Consider the following 24,127-nt stretch of genomic DNA (forward strand, 5'->3'; position numbering starts at 1 on the left):
ACGACATGAACGAGCTGTTGCACCGTGGCGTTGTCGTTTCAACGTATCGGAGTCCTGAGCAGGAGCATGATCACCACCCGATCGATGCACGCGTTCGTCCTGAAATCGATCAGGCCGACGATGCTGCACGTGCCAGCGTGGAGGGTCAAGCGAAAGCCATTCGCGTCAACCAGCGACGCGTCAAGGTGTAGTTGTCGGCGGCCGCACCCTCAGTGTCGGTTTGACGTAGCCGCCGATCTTCGCCGGCGCCAGGCCTTTATGGTAGATCCGGATGCGTCCGGGTCATCCAGACGTCAAACGCGTAATGCAGGAAGAGATTCGATAGGATCGGGCTGACCACGCCCCCTTGCGGGGTACCACGCATCCGCTCAATGACTTCTCCGTTCTTTTCCATAGGCGCGGTCAACCATCTTTCGATGTAGAGCAGAGCCCAGTTGCATTTAACGTCTTTTCTGACCGTCTTCAGCAAGAGATCATGCGGAAGATTGTCGAACAGCTTTGATGTCGGATTCCGGATCAATCATCTGCTTGACCACCATCTGCGCGATCCGATCACTGACCGCCGATTCCAGATCTTGTAGAGATTTCTCGCAAGGTCTTTGTCAAACATCTCCAGGGTCTCACCGTCCACCCGGCTGCACCACGGTTGGCTTTGACCGCTTTGTAAGCTTCGTACACTTGCCGCTTCTCAATCCGAAACGGCTTGTCTGTCGTACCTATCGAGTCATCCTGTTTCCGGTTGTTCCAAACAATACGACCACCTGATCCGATCCCTTTGCTCCGGCCCCATTACAGGGCCCTCAACGCTCATACGGATCGGTCCGCCCCAGTCTCCTGCATCGGTACTCTCGCCTTACGGTTTCTCCGCTTGGGCTTCTCCCTTGGCATCAGGAGCCTGGTTCCTGCAGTTCCGGGTGAAAGCCTGTGTCCAACACGCCCCCTCTACGCCGGTCGCCGCCCGCCCAATCATCAGGCACCCGGCGGACTTGTCCCAGGATGACGAAACAGTCCTGGTTTCGACGACGCTTATATTCATAACGGCGCGTCTTCGGAGGGTTCACTTTCGTTCGTCTTTCGGACACGCACCTGCTCGGATCTCGTCCGAACTCTTCATCCGGCGCTCACCACCACGGCTCTTTACCGCAGCAGCTCGGACTGGTTTGAGACCCGCTCCTGAAAGCCGATCCCGGAGGGCCATCCTCCATCATTCACGCAGCTTCACGTTACGGGGTTAGCTCACACTGAACTCCTTCCGTGCCTCTGCAGCACACTTTCGTCGTGAGCGTACGGTGAGCTGTTTTTGCTGATCGGCCAAATCAGGCGATGTTCTGGCATTAGAACCAGCATTAGTGCTGACATTAATACCAGAACGAAGAGGTTTCATGGCTCGCATAGAGATCATGTCCGGTACCGAGCGCAGACGGCGTTGGTCGGACGAGGCGAAGCTGAGGATACTTGCGGAAGCTGATGAGCCCGGTGCTCGCATTGGCGATGTGGCGCGCCGGCACGACATTCATCCGGGCCAGATCCGCTTGTGGCGGCAATCATTCAACTATGCCGATCGGCCGACGGTGTTCCTCCCGGTGGAAATCACGGAGGAGGTTGGCGTAAGCCAGCCGTCTACCGCAGCAACAAGGCCGACGATCGTTGAGATCTTGCTTCGAAACGGTCGGAGCTTGAAGGTTGCGGTTGACGTTGAGTTGAAGCTGCTTGGCCCGCTCGTCGCTTGCGTGGAGGCGGTATGATCGGCCCATCGGGGAATGTGAGGGTCTATCTGGCCTGCGGAGTGACCGATATGCGGCGTGGCATTGATGGTCTGTCCGCGCTGGTCGAGACGGTCGTGAGGGAGGCACCGGGCTCGGGCGCAATCTTCGGCTTTCGCGGAAAACGCGCGGACCGGATCAAGCTTCTTTGGTGGGATGGCCAGGGGTTCTGTCTGTTCTACAAGATTTTGGAGCGCGGATACTTTCCCTGGCCGACGGCGAAAGAGGGTGTAGCGCACCTGACGCAGGCGCAGCTTTCGATGCTCGTTGAGGGGATCGATTGGCGACGCCCGGCGTGGACTTCCGCTCCCGGCCGAACGGGATAAAAGCTATATTTTGCAGGGGCATGGGAAGCTTAACGCTGGTGCGTCAGAGGCAAATCGGCTAGTTTCGCGGATATGGAAACAGCGCCGCTGGACAGTCAGGACGAGCTCAATACTTTGCGCGCACTCGTCGCGGAACAGGCGGCAAAACTTGAGAGCCAGGAAGCCGAGGTCATCAAGCGAGACTCCATAATCGGGCTTCTTCGCGCGCAACTGGAGCTTCTCCGACATCGGCAACATGGCGCGTCTTCGGAAAAGATCGACAGGAAGATCGAGCAATTCGAGCTGATGTTGGAGGAGATCGAGGCCTCCCGGGCCGAGGCTGAACAGCGCTCCGGGAAACCGCCTCTGCCGGAGTTGGACGACGCATCCGAGAAGCCGAAGCGCAAGCCTCTACCCGATGATCTCACCACCGAAGAACTGGTCTATGCAGCTCCCTGCAATTGCCCGACCTGCGGTGGCACTTCGTTCCTGAAGGCGGCCGACAGAGTGGTCCAGGTGCTGGAGCACGTGCCGGCGTCGGTCAAGATTGTCCGGCATGTCGAGAAGCGCATGATCTGCAGGGAATGCGATACGACAGTGGCTGGCGAGATGCCGACCTTGCCGATCGAGCGCGGCAAACCCGGGCCGGGGCTGCTCGCCCACATCATGATCGCCAAATTCGACGATCACATTCCCCTCTACCGCCTGTCAGAGATGTACGACCGGTTGGGGATAGACATCTCCCGATCCGTAATGGCCGACTGGGTCGGCCGGGTATCTGCATTGCTGACACCACTTGTCCTGTTAATCAGGGCCCATATCGCCGCACTCGACCGAATACATACGGACGATACCCCGGTCGATGTTCTCGACCCCGGGCGGGGCAAGACAAAAACCGGCAGGGTCTGGGTCTACATCTTTGACGGCAGTGGCTATCAATCCGCCACTCCCGCAGCCATTGCCTATTACTACAGCCCCGACCGCAGGGGCGCACATCCGGCTGACACCTGGCAAGCTTCAGCGGCGTCATGCATGCCGACGGCTACGGGGGTTACAAGAAGCTCTATGGCAACCAGATCATTGAAGCCGCCTGCATGGCGCATGTGCGCCGCAAGTTCCATGATGTGATAAAGCTCAAGCCGTCTCCGATCGCTGAGGAAGCGCTGTCACGCATCGGCGCTCTCTACGATATCGAGAACCGTATCCGAGGCATGTCGGCTGACGAGCGGCGCACCCTGCGCCAACACCATGCCCGGCCTGTTCTGGACGAACTCAAGGCCTGGATCGAGGCGACACTCTCGACTTTGCCTCAGAAGCAGAGGCTGGCCGAGGCGATGCGATATGCCCTGTCGCGATGGGCAGCCTTGAGCGTCTACATCGACGATGGCCGTGTCGAAATCGACAACAACATCGCTGAACGAGCCATGCGTCCGCTTGGAATTGGAAGGAAGAACTGGCTGTTTGCCGGCTCGGACAAGGGCGGCGAGCGCATCGCCAACATCCTCACCATCATCGAGACGGTCAAACTGCAAGGCCATAATCCAGAGGTCTATCTGACGGATGTCCTGACCCGGATCCAGGATCACCCCGAAGACCGAATTGAAGACCTCCTGCCTTGGAACTGGACGCCGGCAAAAGCTCGATGCGAGGCCGCCTGATGGCGCGCTCGAGGTTCATCTACACACTCAGCCAAGTCGCCGGCATGATCGGCGAAAACCTCGAACTGATCGAAGAAGTGACCGCAAACTCGGACAACATCTCCGAAGGCGAACTGGTTTACGTCGGCGATGGCAGTGAAGACGGCACGAAGGGTCTGACCGAGAATGGCATCGAAGAACAAAGCCTACTCGCCGACATCAGGACGTGGGACGGCGGTATCCGCGAGTTCCTCATCGACACACAGTGCGATCCTGAAATAATCGACCGCATCATGGCCGATGAGATGAAACGCGGCCTATAGATTCCATCTCTCGACACCCGAAAATGCGTTCGCCGGACGCTTACCTTTCGTCGATGAAGATCAGTTTCTCCGGATCGAGGTCCAATTGACCATCGAACCAGGCGCGCCGGCGCTTCAGGACGTCCGGTCGGTCCTGCTCCAGTGCGTGTGCGGTCTTTTTTAAGGTCCACCCACGGCCTCGAAGCCAGGCGCCAAGTGCGCTGCGGCTGATCTTCACCTGCCGCTCGACGGACAAGCGCTCAACCATCTCATCGAGCGTCACATCCCTACGCTCGTTGATCAACGCGACAACGAATTCCTCGTGTGCATCCACTGCCGAAGGTCGTCTCCAGCCCTGTGGCCGAGCAGTCAGCTCACCCTCTTTCGCTCTTGCAATCCAGCGGATCGCCGTCGAAATCCCAACTCCGAAACGAGCCGCAGCCTGTCGAGCCGACATGCCCGCCGCAGACGCTTTCAAAACCCGTATTCGAAGATCATCGCTCAGGGCTTGTCCCATCATCCACCTCTTCTCTGTGGAGTTGAATCAGCTTCGATGGACGCCGTCACATCACAATCGATTCATCGATCGCAGGACTTGCTCTAGGTCGCTCGTGGCGGGGCGAAACTCGGTTGCTGAAAACGATGATGCTCTTCGAACGGCGCCAAATGAAATTTTGCCGGCTGCATCCTCCTTGCAAGCGCGGACGATCCATTGGACGCCTGACTATCCTTAAAACGTCGTCTTTTTGCATTCGAGACGGGCAGGAAAGGCTTCATTAACCAACGCAACCAATAGGTATTCTCAGCTATGTCACAGACCCACAAGATTGATCTGCCGTTCGAATGAATGAAACGGCAATTGGAAGATTTGAGTAGACAAGTCGATCGTCCACCTCACCTAAAAGGTTTGCCTTTATGCCCAAGTCCATTAGACTCGCTTTATCTTTGATATTTGTTCTGCTCTCTCTTCTCGCGGCGGGCCAGGGCATCGTGAGTATCGTCAAGCTGCTGTCCATTAGGAGCAATATATCCGAAGTTGCCAGCAACTGGCTGCCATCGATCGATGTGATAAATCGGATCAATACGATCACCGGGGACTACCGCATCCTGCAGTTCAGGCTGGTGACAAACTCATCAGATTCGACGAGCCTTGCGCATAATATCACCACCTTCCGCCAGAAGATGGAGGATCTCGCGAATGCCCGTGGTGAATATGAGCCGATGGTGACATCCGGCGAGGAGCGTCAGGCCTATGACGCGTTCTCCGCTTTGTGGACGCAATATCAGGAGGATGGCGAGCGGATTGTTAAACTAATGCAGGCAGGCAAGAAGGATGAAGCATTCGCTCTTCTAACGAGTGACGCCACGACGAAACTGTATAATGATAGCGGAGCGCTCCTTGACCAGGATGTCGCAGTTAACAAGCGTGGTGGAGTCGCGGCCGTCGGAAACACGATGGGCGCCGTTTCATCGACGGTTTTGGTCACCATTCTTGCCATGGCGCTGGCAACTACGACGGGCATTATAGCCCTGCTTTACTGCATCCGGAAGATTACCGATCCGATCTCGCGGTTGACTACCACGATGGGCGTACTGGCAGATGGTAATCTCGACACTGAGGTTCCTTTCGCAATGCGCGCCGACGAAATCGGCAAGATGTCGAGAGCCGTTGAGGTATTCAAGCAAAACAGCATCAAGGCCCGCGATCTGAACGCGCAGGAGGCCGCGTTGCAGGCCAAGAGCGCCGACTTGCAGTCGAGCATTGCCGAGGTGGTGTCAGCCGCCGTAGCCGGTGACTTCACCCATCGCATCACCAAGAAATACGGCGATGCGGCTCTCGACCGTTTTGCAGGAAGCGTCAACGAACTGGTCACCTCTGTTGACCGGGGCATCGCCGAAACTCGCCGAGTTATCTCAGCGCTTGCCGATGGGGATCTGACGGAAAACATGTGCGGCGAGTTTCAGGGAGCCTTTGGTGAACTGAAGAGTAATGTCAACGCCACCATGGCAGCCCTTCGATCCGTATTAGGCGAGGTTCGCTCCGCCGTCGACACGATCAACGGCGGAGCCGGCGAGATGCGCATCGCCTCAGGCGACCTTTCAAAGCGCACGGAACAGCAAGCCGCGGCCCTGGAGGAGACCTCTTCGGCGCTTGAGGAAATCACGGTGGCGGTAAAAAGCTCGACAGAAAGAGCCACGGAAGCCAGCCATATGGTCGATGAGGCACGCAGAAGCACCGAGCAGTCGAGCGCGGTTGTCAAAGACGCGGTCGCCGCCATGGGCCGCATCGAGCAGGCCTCGGATGAAATCGGCCAGATCATTAACGTCATTGACGAGATCGCCTTCCAGACCAATCTTTTGGCCCTCAACGCCGGCGTCGAGGCGGCGCGTGCGGGTGACGCTGGAAAGGGTTTCGCCGTTGTGGCTCAGGAGGTGCGTGAACTGGCACAGCGCTCCGCCACTGCCGCCAAGGATATCAAGGCGCTGATCAACCGGTCCGGCGACGAGGTCAAAACTGGGGTCAGGCTGGTAACGGCCACAGGCGATGCCCTTGGTCTAATCCGAGGCCACGTGATCAAGGTGAACGAGCACGTTCATACGATCTCGACGGCGGCACGAGAGCAATCGACCGGGCTGGCGGAAGTCAGCACTGCGGTCAACCAGATGGATCAGACAACCCAGCAGAATGCGGCGATGGTGGAAGAATCGACGGCGGCCACCAACCGGTTGGCGGATGAGGCTTCCAATCTGGCGCGGCTTATTGCGCGCTTCAGGCTCGACGGTTCGACTTTTGTACGGCGTGTTGCCCACCAGAACGGTAAGCCGGCCGCCTCGCCAGCGCGTGCCCTCTCCCAGAAGCTTGCCGGCGCCTTCGGCGGACGTACTACAGCCGCTGTCGCGACTAAGGAATGGGAAGAGTTTTAATGAATCATGTCATAATTCATCGCAGGATATTATCGGTTTCCATCTGGCAGCCAGCAGTTCTGCATGAAGACGACGTTGATCCCGGAAATCCGGGGGTTAGCAGAGGCGACGCCGCTGCCCCTAACGCATGTTCTCGGTTCAGGGATCTGCCGGTTCTGTCATTCCGGTGATAGAGCTTGCTGCCGAGATAACCAATCCCATCGGTCTAGCCACAGCGCCATTGTCGTCGTTGAGGTAGCAGATGGTATCATCGGCCCGGTCGTCGATCAGGTCTCTGGCATTCTATCGATCAACGGCGATCGGATCCAACCGGTTCGGACTTAGGCGCGACTTCGACCCAACCTTCAGCTACGGAATCACTCCGCTTGAACAAGGGATGGAATGCTTCCTTAGTTTTGAGCAAAGGTTTGGCACCAATCAGGACGCATCGCAGCTGCCTAGCAGACTTTTGCTTTTTCACCTTCCGCGACTGTCTTCCTTCAAGACGCGGAGTATTAACGAAATTCAACGAGAGTTCGAAGATGTCCAAAGTTATCGCAATCAATTTCGGGCAACAGGCTAAGACAGATACCCACTTAGAAAGCCACGAAGATGCACAGTCGCAGCGCCTGGAGCAAGAGCGGCTGCAAATGATCCAAATCACCAATCACCTTGAAGCACTGTACGCTCGGCTGCTGACCGTCTGTGGCGACAGACCGAAAAATTAAGGGCGCAGCGATGGTATAGCCCGGTGGAGCGCTGCGAACCACAGCGCCATCGCGAAGGGCTATTTCCGGGTCAGCTTTCGGGCGGAGAGGCCTGCGAAGCACACATAGATCGCCTATGCGGCAGAACATCGCTCATATGCACTGTTTTAGATGGCAGTTCGCCGTAACGTCTCTTGTACTCTGCAGCAAAACGGCCGAGGTGTGTGAAGCCCCACTTAAGCGCTATTTCCGAAACGCTGATTTTAGCGCCGTTTTGCAGCAGTTCCTGTCGAGCTGCGCACATACGCAAGTCTCGGAGGTGCATTGTGGGGCTGGTATTACGAAATTGTCGGAAGCCGTGCTGCAAAGTCCGCACGCTGACCTTGGCCGCAGCGGCGATATCGTTAAGGGAAATGGGTTGAGCCATATGCTCTTCCATAAACTCCATTGCCCGTTTCACGTGGCGAGGCGTGGGAGACGGAGCCGGACGACGAAGTTCATCGGTATAGCGATGCATACAGCTTTCGATCAAAAGGTACTCTATCGCGTCGAGGAGCGAGCTATAGGCCGACGGGCATTGTCGCAGAGCCCCCCCGGCACTGAGGCCGCGATGGGCAGACAGGGCTAGTTCTCGCATGAGCGTTCCCGCGCTCGATGCAAGATCAAGGGTCGGCTGAATTTGCAGATTTCCGCTGATCGTCCGATCGAGCATGCGAGAAAGCTTGTCACGCAAGGATTGCGTATCGATCGTCAATGACAGTTGAGATCTTATGCCATCTTGTCGGGCATTTAGCGGAGCATTTGCAACATGCGGCGACTCTACCTGTTGCCCAGACCAATGAAAGACTGCATTCCCGGACGCCGGCAGGAAGACCGTTACGACGTCAACTGGGGAATCTATCATGACCGAGAACGCCTCTTCATGATGGGCATCCGCAACGCCAAAACCATCAAGGGAAATTCGACTGCAGCGAGAGTTAAGCGATCTACTGTCGTGTTGAGCAAGGTCAGATGACGCCAGGGGCGATGATATCAAAGGCAAAAGACGTTCGGGATCGGAGCCCTCGATAAAGTTGTCTTTCACTAAGGTCCCTTCATCGGGCTTGCTGAACAAACTTTCGGTCATCCAATATAACCTATCTATGAACACCAACTCGCACATGCCGGGACTAGTTTTCCAAACCTTCAAAGCTCGAGACCGGATGGCGTGCGAGCGATTTTGATCGCGTACATGACCGATTCGGACCTTTGTGGAGGCCGGTTGAATCTCTCATTCCCTAGGCTTTCGTCATGGCGGATCATCACCAGCACCGACATCCACGTTCTCCCGCTCGAGATGGCCTCCTAGTTTTTCAGCGCTGCAGTTGGGAAGCCTCTAATGATGCGATGACTGGCTTCCACAAGCCTCGAACAGATTGACAGATTGTCTGATATACGTTAATGCTATTCCTGATCAAAGGCAAGGCAGCATCAGGGAAATCTGCCACGGTTCTAGTGGAGTTCCCGCACGGCAAATCAATCTAAAGATGCCTCCCAAGGCGAGGGGTGACGGGCTGCTTTCGATCGCAGCCCGTCACGGGAAGGGTGGGAGTGCTATGAGTGGGAGAGAACCTACGCCAACCGACCTTGGAGGCCGTTGAGTCGACACGGAGAAAAATGATTGTGCTGTAGGATGGCCCCACGATTTCGCCACACGCTGGTCCTCTTAACCTGCGCATCAGCATACTTCGGTTATGACGTATAAGAGAGGCACGCTCCAGGCTCAACACTCGGAGACGCAAAGACGTCGACGAGTTCTTTTGGCCTACTAAGCGAGGCGGTCGCGGCAAATATCAATGCGTAAGCCGCGCCTCGTCGCATTGGGTTGACTTTGCGCTCTTCTTAGCGGGTACGGACTCCGGGCGTCTGATTGGGCAAAAGAAGAGCTTAAGGACGAAACCTGATGATGGTCAAACAGCTTGTGCTGCCATAGGCGTGCTGTTGTCTGTGCCGCGCGAACGCGAAAAGCGCGATCAAATCGGAACGTGGCGGCGAGAGAAGACTAACAGGAAAGACCACATCAAACTCAACCGGGTGTCGGAATACCGATGCTTACGGCATTGCGGGCATGAGGCCTCAAAATGACGCCGGTCTCGACATGTGTCCGCCGAAAATCGCAAAAAGGAATTGACAGATTGTCGGACAAAAATTTTACTATATCGCCCGCGCATTGCTTGTTCGCGGGAGACGCAGCGACGGACCGGGAGTTATAAGTGCTAAACTTGGCCAAAAATGCACAAATTGTCGACCTTCTTAATCTGCCGGAAGCGGCGACCGGCGCGTGATACAAGCGTCTCTGACTCACAAGGCGTGTCATACTCCATCGACCGAGGTACTGGTTGAACGTGACAGTGACGCCAACATTTCTCCTGGGGAAAAAGTCTGTGTCTTGATAGGCGCGTCAAATCCTGTTGGTCTTTGTTTGGCGCGCTCATTTATAGAAAAAGGCTATCGGGTCGCCGTAGGCGACGCCAATCCCGCCGACTTCGCCTCCCTGGCTGAAGGCCAAGGAAACAATTTTTTACCGGTCAAAGTCAACCCGAACAGAGACGTTTACGTCAACTCAATGGCTGACCAGGTGTATTTGCGCTGGAGACGGGTCGACGTTCTGGTGAACATAGTTTTCCGCAGAAATGAAACAACCCAAACTGTAACGGGATCGCTATCCAGCGCGAATCTGGGGCTTGATGCCGTATCCAATCTAATCAGAGTTACAGGTGCCTTTAGCTCTCGACTTCAGGGCGCGGAGCTTGCCGTAGTGGACGTCGCATGGTTCGAAGAGACGACCTCGCTGGAAGCAGAAGCCGTCCTTCAAGCGGCGTTGCGCACTACTACCTCCGCAATTGCTAGGCAATATTTCGGTTCCGGGCTGAGGATAAATGCTGTACACGCCAGCGATGTGAACTCTACGTCTTCAAGCGAAAATGACGTGCTTCGAACAGTGATCCACGCCGTGCAATTCCTGGCGAATTCGGAACTGTCCGGAAAGCTGACAGGGAACGTGCTGGAGATCGATCCTCGGTGCAGATAGATCCACTCCCACGTTCTGATCCGGCAAATCTGCAGGTATTAACCTTCCGTTAAGTTTCTCGAAAGACGCAATGGGTAAGAGGTCAAATCCTAACAACACGTAAAAAAGTTTCGATTGTTTTAGTGAAACTCTTATCCATGTTCGTTCAGGCTCAAACATTACTATTCCAAAAGCGAGGCCCCAGCACCGTTTGAGCCCTTTGGAGGTAAGTATGTTCGTCGATCGCCTGTTGTCCACCTTTACCATAAGAGCAAAGGTGTTGTTGGTACTTGTACCCTTGATCCTGATATTGGCGGCAGTTGGTGGGGTCGGCTTAAAAGCAACTGGCTTGCTTCAGTCTCGTCTTCGGCTTTCAAATGAGGTTCTTCAGACCTTGAGCGGGTTTCGAAGTGTCGCGGAAAGCATGAACCGCTTTTTGGCGCAAAGCTCAACGGAGTACCGAGATGAGGCGCTGACAAGTTTAAACGGGCAGAGCGCAACCATGCAGTCGCTCCAGGAAGCGGCGGCAGGTAGCGGGAGCGAAACTGGTGCGCTCGAAAACAGTGTATCGGCAATGTCCGTTATCTCGGGCAGCATCGGCCGCATGTGGTCTTTGCATAATGACGAGGAATCCGTTCGCAGCGACATTGTTTCCAACTTGTCGAAGATCAAGGAGGTCGGAGGCGCCCTTAAATTGGCTGCGGTTGATGTGCGCTCACAAGTACGCAATCAGGAGAACTCCGGGAAAACCATGCTCCGGGAGGCTACCCGCTCACTCGATACGGCATCAGTTATGCAACACATGGCGGAAGACTTGGTGAGCTTGCCGGACGGAGCGAAGCAGCCTCCGACTGTCGCCCAGCAAGGGCTTGTGATCAAAAAGTCGCTAAAAACAGTTAAGCGGGTAGTCTCGACTGCTGACGAGCAGGCCGTTACTAAAATTGAGAGGACTATCGCCAAGCTAATCGCCAACCCCGAATTTGTCGACCCTTCCACACGGCTTGCCGGCTCTGACCTACAGAGCTTTGCGACGAACCTGCGAGTGGATGCGATCCAGCACATGATTGAAGGAACAAATGCGATCCGGGCGTTGGATAAAGCGTTGACGGATTCCGAAATGCTTGTTGCGACGGCGACAACGATCGGCCAGGACGCCGATTCGATCGAAATCGAAATCAATAACCTGTTCCGTACAGCCAACGCAGAGAATCAGCAGCGCCTCGTTGAGCAACTTACAAAATTGGCGCGTGACACCGTGGCAGTTGGAGGCGTTGCCAGCTCGATATCTGGCTTCGATAAAATGCAGGAAGATCTATTCGCCCAGGTGGATTCTATCCAAGAGAACACAGAGAAGCTGGTCAAGATAGCGGAAGCCCGCCAAGCGCAATATTCTGAGGCGGACAAAACCGGCCAGGAGATCTGGAAAAACCTCGTAACCTTTGCAGCAACTCAGGAAAACGATGCTCGCAATGAAAGCAATCTTGCCCGCTTGCTGTCAACTATCGCCACAGTGTCCGGCGTCTTGGTAGCCTTGGCGGCTGGCGCCGGCCTGATGGCGACACTTCGCGCCCCGATCGAACGGATCGCGAAGCGCATGCAAGAGCTGGCAAAGGGCGATCTTCGATCGCAGATTGTCGGACGTGACCGGAGAGACGAAATAGGTGAAATGGCTCGCGCACTCGAGGTTTTCCGTGAAAATGCTGTCTCGAAGATGGACATCGAGACACGAACGGAAGCCGATAGGAAAACCGTTGAACAGGAGCGGATGGATCGTGAACGCGAACGCGCTCAGATGGAGGAGGAGGTCGCAACTGCCGTCACCATTCTAGGAGAGGCGTTATCTCGATTGGCGCGTGGCGACATCTCTCAAGAAATTGACCGCCAATTCCATCCCAATCTTGAGCCGCTGAGGCGCGATTTCAATCACTCGCTTTCGATCCTGAGAGAGACAGTGTCTCATATCGACGAGAATACCAATCAAATTCAATGGGGAACCAGCGAGCTTTTCAAAGCCTCAGATGATCTGTCGCGGCGAACTGAATTGCAAGCCGCCTCACTGGAGGAGGCTGCGGCCGCCGTCGAACAGGTGACGGTCACGGTCAGAAAATCATCCGAGAATGCCTATGAAACCCAGGCTTTCGTGTCCGTTGTTAAAGAACACGCCGAGGGTGCGGCAACCATTGTGACCGATGCGATCAACGCAATGGGCAGAATAGAAGACGCGTCCCACAAGATCGGCCAAATCATTGGTTTGATCGATACGATTGCGTTCCAGACAAATCTTTTGGCACTAAATGCTGGTGTCGAGGCGGCTCGTGCTGGAGATGCCGGAAAGGGTTTTGCAGTCGTAGCCCAGGAAGTGCGCGAACTTGCCCAGAAATCATCAGCTGCAGCCCGCGAGATTCGCCACCTGATTTCGGAATCCTCTTCGGAGGTGGCGATCGGCTCAGATTACGTGGGGAAAGCAGGTGAGGCGTTACACAACATAACGGCGTCGATCTTGAAGATTTCCGATCGGATTGATCAAATCGTCAATTCGAGCCGCGAGCAAGCGGCGTCCCTCGCCGAGATCAACAATAACGTCAATGTACTTGACCAGGGAACACAACAAAACGCTGCCATGGCCGAGCAGACAAATGCCGCGGCAAAGACTCTCTCGGATCAGACTAACGAACTCAGCGAGCGGCTCGCTTCATTCAAATTGACCGAAGATAAGTCGACGCGTCGGGTTAGGTTAGTGGCGTAAGCTGCGCATCGAACGAGACTGCCACGCGTCGGATGGCCACTGTGATAGCGGCGTTCTACTGAAGGGAAATCCGCTTACGGAAGCGAAATCCGGCCTTAGGCTCTTGGTCTCCCTTTCGCCGCCCGTCTGACTGTAAAAAACCCACCTAGAGCCGATCAACCTTCAAGAGATCAACTGCTTTGCAATGCTCAGAGACACGAGAGGTATCAAATCCGTGCGCATACGTGAAATTACAAGAGCCATTATTCTAATCACCGGCTTGGTGATCCCTTCTGTAGCGGCCGCCGGTGGCCTTACGGAATTGCCGCGGGAGGAACGAAAAACCTACGAGTTGCTCGATCCAAAGTTGCCTACAGGTGAATCTGTCTTCCGCACGTTTAAGGCACAGCGAGCACCGCCGTGGAAAATTGGGTACGCATCGACATATGCTGACAATTCTTGGCGTGCGAGTATTCTTGATGAGTTCACAAACAAGATTGTTCCAGCTTTCAAGAAAGCGGGGCTGGTCTCCGAGTTCATCGTCACCCAGTCAAATCTTGAAGACGCTGTCCAGATCAGGCAGATGCGGCAGATGGTAGACGACGGCGTTGATGCAATTATTATCTGCTGTTCGAACCTCACGGCGCTTAATCCTACGATAGAGTATGCGTATTCAAAAGGAGTGCCTGTGTTCTCGTACTCTGGTTACGTAACATCGCCGTTCGCCGTCAACGCAACTGAGAACAACATGCAAGGCGGGTTTGAGGCGGCGAAGTGGCTCGCTGAAGAAATCGAAGGAAGTGGCAATGTGCTTCTCGTTTCGGGGATCTCCGGCTTTGCCTCCTCGGACAGCTTTGACGTCGGCGCAAAGAAGGCTCTGGAGTATTATCCCGAGATAAAGATCGTAGGTCATGTCGACGGGAAGTGGACAGACAAGGTCGCGCAGGCCGAGGTGCAAAAATTCCTTGCAGCGAATCCCGGTCGAATTGATGGTATTATCGTTCAGTCGGGAGCTGAGAATGGTGTTATCAACGCGGTGCGCCAGTCCGGGCGCGACATGATCCCAATCGTTCTAGGGGGCGAAGCTTCGGCAGCCTGTTACTGGCGACGGAACCCCGACTTCGTAAGCAAGAGTTTTCATTTCTGGCCGCCGCGCTCTGAGGCGGGTTTCGTATGGGACGTAATGATGCGAACTCTTGAGGGACAGGGCCCCAAAATTCAGACAATCCTGCGGCCAGCAATTCCCAGTACCATAGAGGATGTAATGGCGGATTTGCCAGCTGATTGCGATCCTAACTCTGAGGATTGGATCGAGCCGAAGAATACAGCTTGGTGGTCTGCCAGCGCTGCTGCTAAATATTTCGATAACCCAGCGGATCCGCTCTCCTGGAAGCCGGCCGATTGAAGATCGCATGCGGGGTCTGTGTGGAATGCGGTGCCTTCATGATCGGCTCTCGTGCAAGGTAGGCTGCGCTAAGGAATGACAGTTCAAATTGGGAAATGCCCGGGTCGCCTCAGGAGACATGAGCCAAGCGATCCGGTTCCAACGAACATATTTGCTCCGCGGTAGCATTCTTCCTCCGGCCCTCCTCTCGCCAAACGGGACAACATACTCATTGCGCCAATCAATCTACGTGCTGCCGCGAAGGTTGTTGCTTCGAATGTGAAAGCAAAGTTCATTTCCGACCGCACTATCCGGCTCAGGCCGACGCGCGGTTCGAGGCCTTACTGACATATCTGCATCAATTTGTTGCTCGAATGATTTGGGTGGCGTTCCCGGAATTCCTGATCGGATGGATGATGCATCCTGTCTTGGCCCTCGGTAAGGAGCTTCACGATGAATTCGACTTTACAACCGCTTTGGCAACGCTCCTTTTTTCAGAAAAGGCGCAATCGCCGGAGAGACGAAGCGCTGCATCATGATACCTCAGCCGACCGAGGAGCGCTGCTTGAAGCATTGATCGGCGTGTTGCCCCTCCCAATTTTCTTCAAAGATCTGCACGGTCGCTATGTCGGTTGCAACAAGGTTTTCGAAGATCTCCTCGGTCGCTCGCGCGACGAGATCATCGGGAATACAGATTTTGATCTCAGTTCAACGCAACTGGCGGAAATTTATTCTATTGAAGAGAAAGGCCTTCTTGAAAGGGGTGGAGCCCAAGTCTCCGAGCGTAAGATCGCTCTCGCAAACGGCGCCATCCTGGATGTTGTCTGCAACAAGGCAGTTTTCAGAGGTCACGACGACGAGCCCGCGGGTCTGATTGGCGTTATCATCGACATAACCGAACACAAGTTGGCGGAGCAGGAACTCAAAAACGCTCTCGAACTAGCCCAAGGGATCGTCACCGCTATTCCAGACGTTCTGTTTGAGGTCGACGAGGATGGGCGATATCTTCAGGTCTGGACCAGAAATCCCGAACTACTAGCCCAGCAGCGGGAAATGCTACTGGGTAGGACGGTCGACCAAGTTCTTGCGCCTGATCAAGCGGCTATTGCAATGGAGGCGCTTCGAACTGCAAGCAGTGAAGGAGTTGCCTACGGTCGATGCATTAGCGTATCCTTGCCAAACGGCGAGACCCGATGGTTCGAGTTGTCGGTGGCTAGACGACCAAGCGCCGATCCTGACGCCGCCACCACGCTCCTGGCATTTTCGCGTGATGTCACGGAACGAAGGCAGGCGGAAGACGCCATCAACTCCGTGCGGACGCAATTGCTAAGTGTGCTGCAAACCATTCCTGACATGGTTTGGGTAAAGAATGTCGATGGCGTACACCTTTTGTGCAATCATGCATTTGAGCGGCTGACCGGGAAATCAGAGGCGGAGGTCGTTGGAAAAACGGACCTTGAATTGTTCGGGGCTGAGAGAGCTCACATTTCCGGAAAATCTGATGAGGCCACGATCGAAGCCGGTGGCATACTTATCGACGAGAATTGGGTGGTTTCCCCGGAGAACGGTCAGTCCATTCTTCTCGAAACACGTAAACTTGCGGTCCTCGGCGCCGGGGGAGAGGTTACAGGAGTCCTCGGGGTCTCTCGCGATGTCACGGAACTGAACGCCTCGCGGGAAAAAATCAGGCAAATGGCCTTTTACGATCCGGTGACTTCTTTGCCGAACCGCTTGCTGTTTAACGAGCGATTGCAAAAGGTCGTCAGTGACGCGTCGTCTCAACGTCGGCGGACAGGGGTAATGCTGATTGACATCGACCATTTCAAAGTCGTGAACGATACGATGGGTCACCCTGTGGGTGATCAACTACTCTGCCAGGTCGCTACCCGGCTTAAGAAATCTGTCCGCGATCTCGACACGGTTGCGCGTCTCGGCGGCGACGAGTTCGCGATTCTGTTGCCGGAAATCCAGACAACCGACGATCTCGATTGGGTTGCGTGCTCGATCCTCGAGAGATTCAAGGAATCTTTCCTATTGGATGGCAAGGAAGTCTACGTGTCATGCAGTGTAGGCATCGCGATCTCGCCCGACGACAGCACAGATGTCAACGATCTGGTGAAATACGCCGACTCTGCGATGTATCTTGCCAAACGCTCGGGGAGAAACAGTTTTCGCTTTTATTCGAAGGATTTGACTGTGGGCGTGGAGGAGCGCATGCAGTTGGAATCTGAATTGCGCCGCGCTATCGAGCGCGAAGAATTGGAGCTGCACTACCAGCCCAAGGTGCTTCTGGACAGCGGCGTTATGATAGGATCGGAAGCGTTGTTGAGATGGCCTCATCCCGAGATGGGCATGATTCCGCCGGTTCGATTCATTCCGGTCGCTGAGGATACCGGGCTGATCGTTGAACTCGGGCGATGGGTGCTGCGTGAAGCGTGCAAGACGGCGAAGGAGCTGAACGCCGATTGCCACCACCTGCACAAGATTGCAGTCAACCTTTCGGGTAAGCAATTCCAATGCTCACGGTTGGTAAACGAGATCGCTGCAATCCTCGGTGAAACCGGTTGCCGCGCGGAATGGATCGAAATCGAAATCACGGAGAGTCTGCTTCTCGATCGGAAGGGCGAGACCCTGCAGACGCTTCTTAAGCTGCGTCAAATGGGATTTTCGATTGCTATCGATGATTTTGGCACCGGTTACTCGGCGCTCAACTATCTAGCCCGCTTCCCGATCGACACGCTGAAGATCGATCGGTCATTCATAAATAGCTCGGACAAAAGGAACGAAGAATTGGTCAAAGCGATTCTGTCCATTGCACAATGTCTTGGACAGGACGTGGTAGCGGAAGGTGTTGAGACCGCCGAGCAGGCAGCATTTCTCGCAGCGAACGGATGCGGTTCGGCGCAAGGCTTCTTTTACAGCAAGGCCCTGCCGAAGATGGAATTGATCGCTCTTTGGGTGCGCGCGTCCGCCACCGGCTTCGTTTCAGATCGTTACGCCGCTTCGCGATGATGAGCGCGAATATGGGAAAAAGTCACCTGTCTGATGGACGGTGATGCGGTGCGCGCTGTGAGACAACTCAACTTGAGCCTCGTCAATCTCTGAATGTCTGCGGTTTTTCGCGGAACAGGGGGCAACGCTGGGTCAACGACCATGCGTTGTGCGGCCCCGCGAGCCGCATTCTCGAATGCTCTGCTCCTACTGCGCGGCATTCGGTAGGCCGGGGAAAACGCGGTACACCGGCTCCTAAAGCAAGGCAGTCGCTCTCGAATGGCTTTCTTCAAAAATATTTGACAGATTATCATACAATCTGCCAAAAATGTAGCCAAGCACCTGATGGGAGGAAAATCAGTGTCTCTTAGTATGCATCACCTGGCCAAGCTTCCGTATTTTTATCCGTTCGAATTTGGCGATGGAAAAATCACGGTACTGTCCGACGGGCCGTTAGAGCTAGGAGATCCTCGCCTGAACTTCTTGGGGGTAGAGCCACGCACGGTCAGCCTGATGCTAGAGGACAATTTCCTGCCAACGAACAAAGTTGTACTCGAGCAAAATGTGCCGCTTGTTGAGATAAATGGAAGAACAATTCTATTTGATACCGGGATGGGGTCTTCCAAAGCTTTCGGGCCCACCACAGGTCGGCTCCTAGCCAGCCTGAGAGAGGCAGGTCGAGATCCGACGGAGATCGATGCGGTGGTTCTGTCGCACGCCCATATCGATCATATCGGCGGTCTGTGCGATGCCAATGGAAGGTTAAATTTCCCGAACGCCGACATCTTCATCAGTGAGCGAGACTTCACGGACTGGACGGACGGGTCGTCGATCGATTCTTCATTTCAATTTCAAATCGATAACGCTCGGCGAAACCTGCTTCCCCACAAGGATCGGACCTTCTTTTTCAAAGACGGCGAGGAGTTCTTGCCGGGCGTTCACGCGATTTCGGCCCCCGGCCACACGCTCGGTCATCATTGTTTTATGCTGCAGTCGGGAAACGATCGCCTCTGTGTTCTCGGCGACCTTACGCACCATCATATCCTGTTGATGGAGAGGCCGATGATGGAATTCCGATACGACACGGACCCGAAGCTGTCAGCTAGATCCCGCACGCGCGTGCTTGATATGCTGGCGACAGATCGCATTGCGGTAATGTCCTATCACTTCGCATGGCCAGGTGCCGGGCATGTGGTGCGAAACGGAGACGGATTCCGCTATATCCCCTCTCCAATGCAGTTGCTTGCACATCGATAAGGAATTTCAAAGATGCAGATGCGTTCGGTAATCCTCAGGGAGTCGGGTCTGCCGAAGCCCTATTCAAATTCGAAACCTCTTAAGATTGAGCTTGTGGAACTGACGCCGCCTGGCCCCATGGAGGTGTTGGTCAAGATCAAGGCTGCCGGTGTCTGCCACTCTGACCTGTCCGCAATCAATGGGGACAGACCGCGTCCGCTTCCAGTCGCTCTAGGCCATGAGGCATCTGGCGTCGTCGCAGCAATCGGACCGAGTGTCGAGAAGGTTGAGGTTGGTGACCATGTAGTCATGTCATTTCTGCCGGTTTGTGGCCATTGCTCATATTGCGCTGAAGGCCGCGCCAGCCTCTGCGAACCGGGCTACCAGGCCAATGCTGCAGGAACGCTTCTATCCGGCGGCAAGCACATCCGTTTGAGAGGATACGAAATTAACCACCATAGCGGCGTTTCTGCGTTTTCCGAATATGCTGTCGTGTCGGCGAGCTCGGTAGTCAAAGTGACCAAAGATATCGATTTGGCGACAGCTGCTCTCTTCGGATGTGCCGTTATGACCGGCGTTGGAGCTGTGATGAACACGTGTGGGGTCCGCCCAGGCCGTAGTGTGGCGGTAATCGGGCTCGGCGGCGTAGGCCTTTCGGCGATACTTGGCGCTGTTGCGAGCGGTGCAAGCGATATCGTGGCGATCGACCTAATCCAAGCGAAGCTGGATCTTGCCAAGGAGCTGGGAGCGACGAAGACTTTTTTGGCCACCTCGCCGAATATTGTTGCCCAAGTAAAAGGCGCGACAAGCGGCGGGGTAGACTACGCGATAGAGATGGCTGGATCCAAAAAGGCATTCGAGCTTGCATATGAGATTACCCGGCGCGGAGGGATGACCGCTACGGCCGGACTGGCCAGCGCAAATTCCCGTTTCGAGGTTTCGCCCTTGCCGTTGGTCGGAGAGGAGAGAACGATCAAGGGCAGCTATATGGGTTCCTGCGTGCCATCGCGCGACATACCCCGCTATATCGACCTTTACCTCAAAGGTAAGCTGCCAGTGGACAAATTGCTGTCGAGCACTGGCCCCCTTGATGAGATCAATGAGGTTTTCGACCGTCTTGACAGGGCCGAGATCAATCGACACCTAGTCTTGATGGACTGATGGCGGGGAGAATTCTCTTGAACGAGTGGACAGTGCTCGCCATCCATTACGGCACCGCGCAAAGACCAGTAAGTGACCTGATACTAGAGACGGATGACATTCATGATCGTCCATCACAAATCGACTACTTCGTGTGGCTGATCCGTCTCGAGGGCCGATTAATTCTTGTCGACACTGGTTTCGAAGCCGGAGAGGGCGCGGCCAGAGGGCGGACCCTCTTGATCCATCCGGTGGCAGCACTGAGCAGCCTTGGCATCAAATCCAGCGAAATTACTGATGTCGTTGTGACACACCTGCACTACGATCACGCCGGAAACCTCCCGGCCTTTCCTAACGCCACTTTTCACATTCAGGATCGGGAGATGGCGTATGGAACGGGGCGGTGTATGTGCCATGAGCGAATGCGTCGGCCTTTTGCTACAGAAGGTGTCGTCGACGCGGTCCGGCTCGTTTTTCAGTCACGGGTACGGTTCCATGATGGGGATGGGGAAATTGTTCCTGGATGCAGGGTGCATCTGGTTGGCGGTCACTCGAAAGGTTTGCAAGTTGTTACGGTGGCAACAGGCGGCGCTTTGCTGGTTATCGCTTCCGACGCGCTTCATTTCCAGCACTATCTTGAAAATGACGGCGCGTTTCCCCTGTTTGCAGATTACCTAGAGGTAATCGAGGGTTACAACAAGCTCCGCGTCCTTGCCGGAGCAAACGGACTCATCATTCCGGGTCATGACCCTGAGGTGCTACGGAAATTTTCTCCCCTTGCGCCAGACCTCCAGTTCGCTAGAGTTCTCCTGTGACCCACAATAAACCGATTGAAATTTTTTGCTGTTTGCAGACAATCGGGTTGTCCTACGAAACGCTCCGGCAGTATATTGATTCTGTGCGTCACTAGAAATTTCATCGAAGGTTTGTTGTGAATGGGAACGATCGACCTCCAGATTACACGTCAAAACGCCTCTCTTCGAATCCTTGTTGAGGATAAGCTCCGGCAGGCTATTTCAAGTGGCCGTTTCAAGCCCGGGCAGCGGCTGGTGGAGCGCGAGTTGTGCGAACTCATCGGGGTTGGCCGAACTTCAGTTCGCGAGGCGCTACGCCAGTTAGAAGCTGAAGGGCTTATTACTAGCTATCCGCATCGGGGGCCGGTTGTCAGCACTATCAGCTACGAGGAGGCTAGGCAGCTTTATAGTGTACGCGCGCTGCTTGAAAGCTTTGCCGGCCAGGAGTTCGCCGAGAACGGTTCGAATGAAGAGATCGTTGCTCTCCTCGAGACCGTGGAAGCGTTCGAAGCCGCAGCCAAGAGCGGTTCCGGAACGCGGATCATCGAAGCCAAGACCGCTTTTTACGATTGTTTGATGACCGGCAGCAAGAACGTGTTTGTGAAGCAAATGCTGACGTCGTTGCACAACCGGGTCACATTGTTGCGGATGACATCGATGACCCAGCCAGGGCGGCTGCAGAACAGCGTTTTCGAGATAAGAGAGATTGCGGCCGCTATTGCGTTGCGTGATGGCGACAGGGCAGCCGCGCTTTGCAAGCGCCATATCGAAATCGCGGCTAAGGTGGCGTTGGACTACTTGAGCAAGAACCCCGTCGAAACCTCCGAGTAGTTCCACAAAACGAAGTTCAGGCGACGGCTAAGGTTGACAGATTGTCTGAAAATCTGCTTACCTCTCTTATGGGAGGTGAGGCACAGGAAGTGCGGCTTCCCAACAACATCATTTTGTTAGGGAGGACGTATGGGCGCCCATGCCGAGCTGATTAAACGCGTAACCCTGGCGATCGAAGATCCGGAGCTACCGCGACTGACCCCAGGTCTTACAACACGGATCTCGTTGCAAGTTGGACCAGAAAAGTCATCACTTGCTGTGGGAGGCGGGATAGTCGCACTGGACGGCGCGGACGAAAATGCTGACGTCATACTGAGTGCCCCAGACGGAGCTTGGGAAAAGGTTATGCAGGTGCCGCCGCCGGCAACCTACCATTCGTTCACCGCCTTTCAACTCGCTAACCCTGAGTTCACGTTATCTGGTTCGCCCGTAGCAATCGCTCAAGCGCGTCCCGCTCTGGAGCGACTGTTCGAGATCGTCGTAGCGTCTCCGCCCCTAGTTGCGCCGAAGGTCGATCGAAATATTGAACAGGTCACCGGACGCTATAAGCGGGTAGAGGTCGGCGGCGTAGAACACGATATCTTTTACGAGGAAGCCGGTGCAGGAACTCCTATCCTTTTCCTCCATACGGCTGGCGCAGACGGCCGTCAGTTTCTACCGCAACTCTCCGACACTGGGTTTGCGCGTACGAACCGATTGATCTCAGTTGATCTGCCCTTTCACGGACGTTCGATGCCTCCTTTAACTTGGGACGGCTCGCCCTATCAACTCACAACGGATCTCTACCTGACCTGGTGCACGGCGATACTCGACCAGCTCGTCGGAGACAGAGCTATCGTCGTTGGAGGATCTATGGGCGCGGCGATGTGCATGGTGCTGGCGGCGGAGCGACCGGAACGTCTAATGGGTGTAATTGCGGTCGAGCCGCCGTTGAAGTCAAAGGGCCGTCGCAACCCCTTTCAACACAACGTCAACGTTCATGGGTCGCTTCATAACTCAGCCTATGTCCGCGGAATCATGAGCCCGCTCAGCCCGCAAGAAGAGCGACGCCGCGCCAGTTGGATCTACTCGCAGGGTGCTCCTGGAGTTTATCCCGGCGATCTTTCGTTCTACAGCGACGAGTTCGACGGTGCCGTCGTCGGTCCGAAGATTGATGCCAAGCGAACACCGACCGTTCTTCTCTCCGGGACCTATGACTACTCTGCGACGCCTGCAGACGGAGCAGCGCTAGCGGCCCTCATTCCTGGCAGCCGTCATGTCGTTATGGAGGGGCTTGGGCACTTTCCGATGTGCGAAAATCCTGACTATTTCCGGAGCTTCTTGCAAGACGCTATTCGGTTCGTCGAAGATAACGGCTGATCACAAAGCAAACGCGTTGGCCATTTACCGATCGTGTCCCAGCACCTGGTGTAGCTGACGGGAGGTAGCAAAGCCGAGCGCCCGCGCGCTTCTCGTTGCGCTGTAGCGGGTGATCGGCTTTGCGGGCGGCCATCAGTGTTTTCCGCTAGGGTCGGGTTGTTCAAGACCAACCTGACGGAAAGACCACCGATGACCAATGACATGATGAACGTGCGCTCCCTTGTTGAGAAGAGTGCCGATGCATATTTATTGCGCGAGATGATCGGCTTTGCCGCCGAGCGGCTGATGGAGCTGGAAGTAGGCTCGGCTACGGGTGCAGACTTCGGCGAGAAGTACCCCATGCGGCTCGCACAACGCAACGGATACCGCGATCGGGATTCGAGCTTCCTTGAACCGTGCCGCATGGCAGAGAAAGCTCTGACGGCCGTTATCCAGGAAGCGTATATCCAGGGAATCTCGACTCGTTCTGTCGACGACCTGGTCAAGGCCATGGGTATGAGCGGCATCTCCAAAAGCTAGGTGAGCCGTCTATGTGAAGAGATCGACGTCAAAGTGAAGGCGTTCCTCGACAGGCCGATTGAAGGTGAGTGGCCGTACGTCTGGGTGGACGCGACCTATCTCAAGGTCCGGCGTGGCGGCCGCATGTCTCAGTCGCCGTCATTATCGCGGTCGGCGTCAATAACGACGGTCGGCGCGAGGTCCTGGGTATGGAAGTTGGCACCTCGGAGGCCGAACCGATCTGGACGGAATTCTTGCGCAGGCTGACACGTCGAGGATTACGTGGTGTGAACCTTGTTGTCTCCGATGCGCACGAAGGTCGTAAGCGGCAAGCTGAGACCGTTCAGCGCGCGTAATTCCACGGCATGAGTGCATCGAGATCGCTGCTCGGCCAGCCGTTGGCGATCCGCTCAAGTGTTTGGGTGAGCCAAGCCTGCGGGTCCACGTTGTTCATCTTCGCCGTCTGAAGGAGCGTGGCGATAGTCGCCCAGGTCCTTCCACC

At 55.3% G+C, this 24,127-nt stretch carries 17 protein-coding genes and 4 pseudogenes; 17 read left to right on the top strand and 4 right to left on the bottom strand.

Translation table 11 applies throughout. The features are described from left to right. The first annotated feature begins 5 nt into the window (after positions 1 to 5). Positions 6 to 191 carry a hypothetical protein gene (locus tag MOV76_RS14310; RefSeq protein WP_004668636.1) on the top strand — a complete coding sequence of 62 codons (186 nt, stop codon included), beginning with the start codon at positions 6 to 8 and terminating at the stop codon, positions 189 to 191. Positions 192 to 259: 68 nt separating this feature from the next. On the opposite strand, the pseudogene MOV76_RS40335 reads toward MOV76_RS14310, so the two are convergent. Next, positions 260 to 753, bottom strand: a pseudogene (locus tag MOV76_RS40335) (reverse transcriptase domain-containing protein); the annotation flags it as partial. 629 nt (positions 754 to 1,382) lie between these two features. On the opposite strand from MOV76_RS40335, the gene tnpA reads away from it, so the two are divergent. The 4 genes and pseudogenes from tnpA (at position 1,383) to MOV76_RS40105 (ending at position 4,028) form a co-directional block, all read left to right on the top strand. Further along, positions 1,383 to 1,745 (top strand): IS66-like element accessory protein TnpA, encoded by a 363-nt coding sequence (gene tnpA / locus MOV76_RS14320; RefSeq protein WP_029875542.1) that lies wholly within the window; start codon positions 1,383 to 1,385, stop codon positions 1,743 to 1,745. Beyond that, positions 1,742 to 2,089, top strand: a complete 348-nt coding sequence (gene tnpB, locus MOV76_RS14325; protein WP_009996986.1) for an IS66 family insertion sequence element accessory protein TnpB — start codon at positions 1,742 to 1,744, stop codon at positions 2,087 to 2,089. Before tnpA ends, tnpB begins: the two co-directional genes overlap by 4 nt. 72 nt (positions 2,090 to 2,161) lie before the next feature. Continuing rightward, positions 2,162 to 3,726: pseudogene (locus MOV76_RS14330) on the top strand (IS66-like element ISRel19 family transposase). Then, a complete protein-coding gene (locus MOV76_RS40105) occupies positions 3,726 to 4,028 on the top strand; it encodes a hypothetical protein (protein ID WP_097545539.1) in 303 nt (100 codons plus the stop codon). The pseudogene MOV76_RS14330 and the gene MOV76_RS40105 overlap by 1 nt, the downstream one beginning before the upstream one ends. A 46-nt stretch (positions 4,029 to 4,074) precedes the next feature. Here MOV76_RS40105 and MOV76_RS14340 read toward each other — a convergent pair. Continuing rightward, positions 4,075 to 4,524 (bottom strand): annotated as a pseudogene (locus MOV76_RS14340) (helix-turn-helix domain-containing protein); the annotation flags it as partial. Between the two features lie 398 nt (positions 4,525 to 4,922). On the opposite strand from MOV76_RS14340, the gene MOV76_RS14345 reads away from it, so the two are divergent. After that, complete coding sequence (locus tag MOV76_RS14345; protein WP_004673275.1) at positions 4,923 to 6,932, top strand: methyl-accepting chemotaxis protein; 2,010 nt, start codon at positions 4,923 to 4,925, stop codon at positions 6,930 to 6,932. A gap of 521 nt (positions 6,933 to 7,453) precedes the next feature. Beyond that, positions 7,454 to 7,639 carry a hypothetical protein gene (locus MOV76_RS14350; protein WP_004673279.1) on the top strand — a complete coding sequence of 62 codons (186 nt, stop codon included), beginning with the start codon at positions 7,454 to 7,456 and terminating at the stop codon, positions 7,637 to 7,639. Positions 7,640 to 7,709: 70 nt separating this feature from the next. On the opposite strand, the gene MOV76_RS14355 is transcribed toward MOV76_RS14350, so the two are convergent. Beyond that, positions 7,710 to 8,744 carry an AraC family transcriptional regulator gene (locus MOV76_RS14355; RefSeq protein ID WP_016737424.1) on the bottom strand — a complete coding sequence of 345 codons (1,035 nt, stop codon included), beginning with the start codon at positions 8,742 to 8,744 and terminating at the stop codon, positions 7,710 to 7,712. A 1,302-nt stretch (positions 8,745 to 10,046) separates the two neighbouring features. Between MOV76_RS14355 and MOV76_RS14360 the strand changes: the two genes are divergently transcribed. The 10 genes and pseudogenes from MOV76_RS14360 to MOV76_RS14405 form a co-directional block, all read left to right on the top strand. Beyond that, the gene (locus MOV76_RS14360; RefSeq protein WP_010031458.1) at positions 10,047 to 10,688 is read left to right on the top strand and encodes an SDR family oxidoreductase; all 642 of its coding nucleotides are present in this window, start codon (positions 10,047 to 10,049) and stop codon (positions 10,686 to 10,688) included. 211 nt (positions 10,689 to 10,899) lie between these two features. After that, positions 10,900 to 13,413: a methyl-accepting chemotaxis protein gene (locus MOV76_RS14365; RefSeq protein WP_008534365.1), complete on the top strand. Its 2,514-nt coding sequence runs from the start codon at positions 10,900 to 10,902 to the stop codon at positions 13,411 to 13,413. 184 nt (positions 13,414 to 13,597) lie between these two features. After that, positions 13,598 to 14,797 (top strand): ABC transporter substrate-binding protein, encoded by a 1,200-nt coding sequence (locus MOV76_RS14370; RefSeq protein WP_008534366.1) that lies wholly within the window; start codon positions 13,598 to 13,600, stop codon positions 14,795 to 14,797. A 432-nt stretch (positions 14,798 to 15,229) separates the two neighbouring features. Continuing rightward, a complete protein-coding gene (locus MOV76_RS14375) occupies positions 15,230 to 17,788 on the top strand; it encodes an EAL domain-containing protein (protein ID WP_004673285.1) in 2,559 nt (852 codons plus the stop codon). A 351-nt stretch (positions 17,789 to 18,139) separates the two neighbouring features. Continuing rightward, positions 18,140 to 19,024: an MBL fold metallo-hydrolase gene (locus MOV76_RS14380; protein WP_077995108.1), complete on the top strand. Its 885-nt coding sequence runs from the start codon at positions 18,140 to 18,142 to the stop codon at positions 19,022 to 19,024. A 12-nt stretch (positions 19,025 to 19,036) separates the two neighbouring features. Beyond that, complete coding sequence (locus MOV76_RS14385; protein WP_004673287.1) at positions 19,037 to 20,164, top strand: zinc-dependent alcohol dehydrogenase family protein; 1,128 nt, start codon at positions 19,037 to 19,039, stop codon at positions 20,162 to 20,164. Beyond that, positions 20,164 to 20,958, top strand: a complete 795-nt coding sequence (locus MOV76_RS14390) for an N-acyl homoserine lactonase family protein (RefSeq protein ID WP_077995107.1) — start codon at positions 20,164 to 20,166, stop codon at positions 20,956 to 20,958. Before MOV76_RS14385 ends, MOV76_RS14390 begins: the two co-directional genes overlap by 1 nt. Before the next feature lie 120 nt (positions 20,959 to 21,078). Next, positions 21,079 to 21,768 carry a GntR family transcriptional regulator gene (locus MOV76_RS14395; RefSeq protein WP_016737430.1) on the top strand — a complete coding sequence of 230 codons (690 nt, stop codon included), beginning with the start codon at positions 21,079 to 21,081 and terminating at the stop codon, positions 21,766 to 21,768. A gap of 129 nt (positions 21,769 to 21,897) precedes the next feature. Then, entirely contained in the window at positions 21,898 to 23,127 is a 1,230-nt protein-coding gene (locus MOV76_RS14400; protein ID WP_077995106.1) for an alpha/beta fold hydrolase, read from the top strand. A gap of 189 nt (positions 23,128 to 23,316) precedes the next feature. Next, positions 23,317 to 23,978, top strand: a pseudogene (locus MOV76_RS14405) (transposase); the annotation flags it as partial. On the opposite strand, the gene MOV76_RS14410 reads toward MOV76_RS14405, so the two are convergent. After that, positions 23,969 to 24,127: transposase domain-containing protein (locus MOV76_RS14410; protein ID WP_247264730.1), on the bottom strand; the 159-nt coding region annotated here is incomplete at its 5' end. The pseudogene MOV76_RS14405 and the gene MOV76_RS14410 overlap by 10 nt on opposite strands.

Origin of the sequence: Rhizobium sp. PRIMUS64 (assembly GCF_023006465.1) — a bacterium.
Taxonomy (GTDB): domain Bacteria; phylum Pseudomonadota; class Alphaproteobacteria; order Rhizobiales; family Rhizobiaceae; genus Rhizobium; species Rhizobium leguminosarum.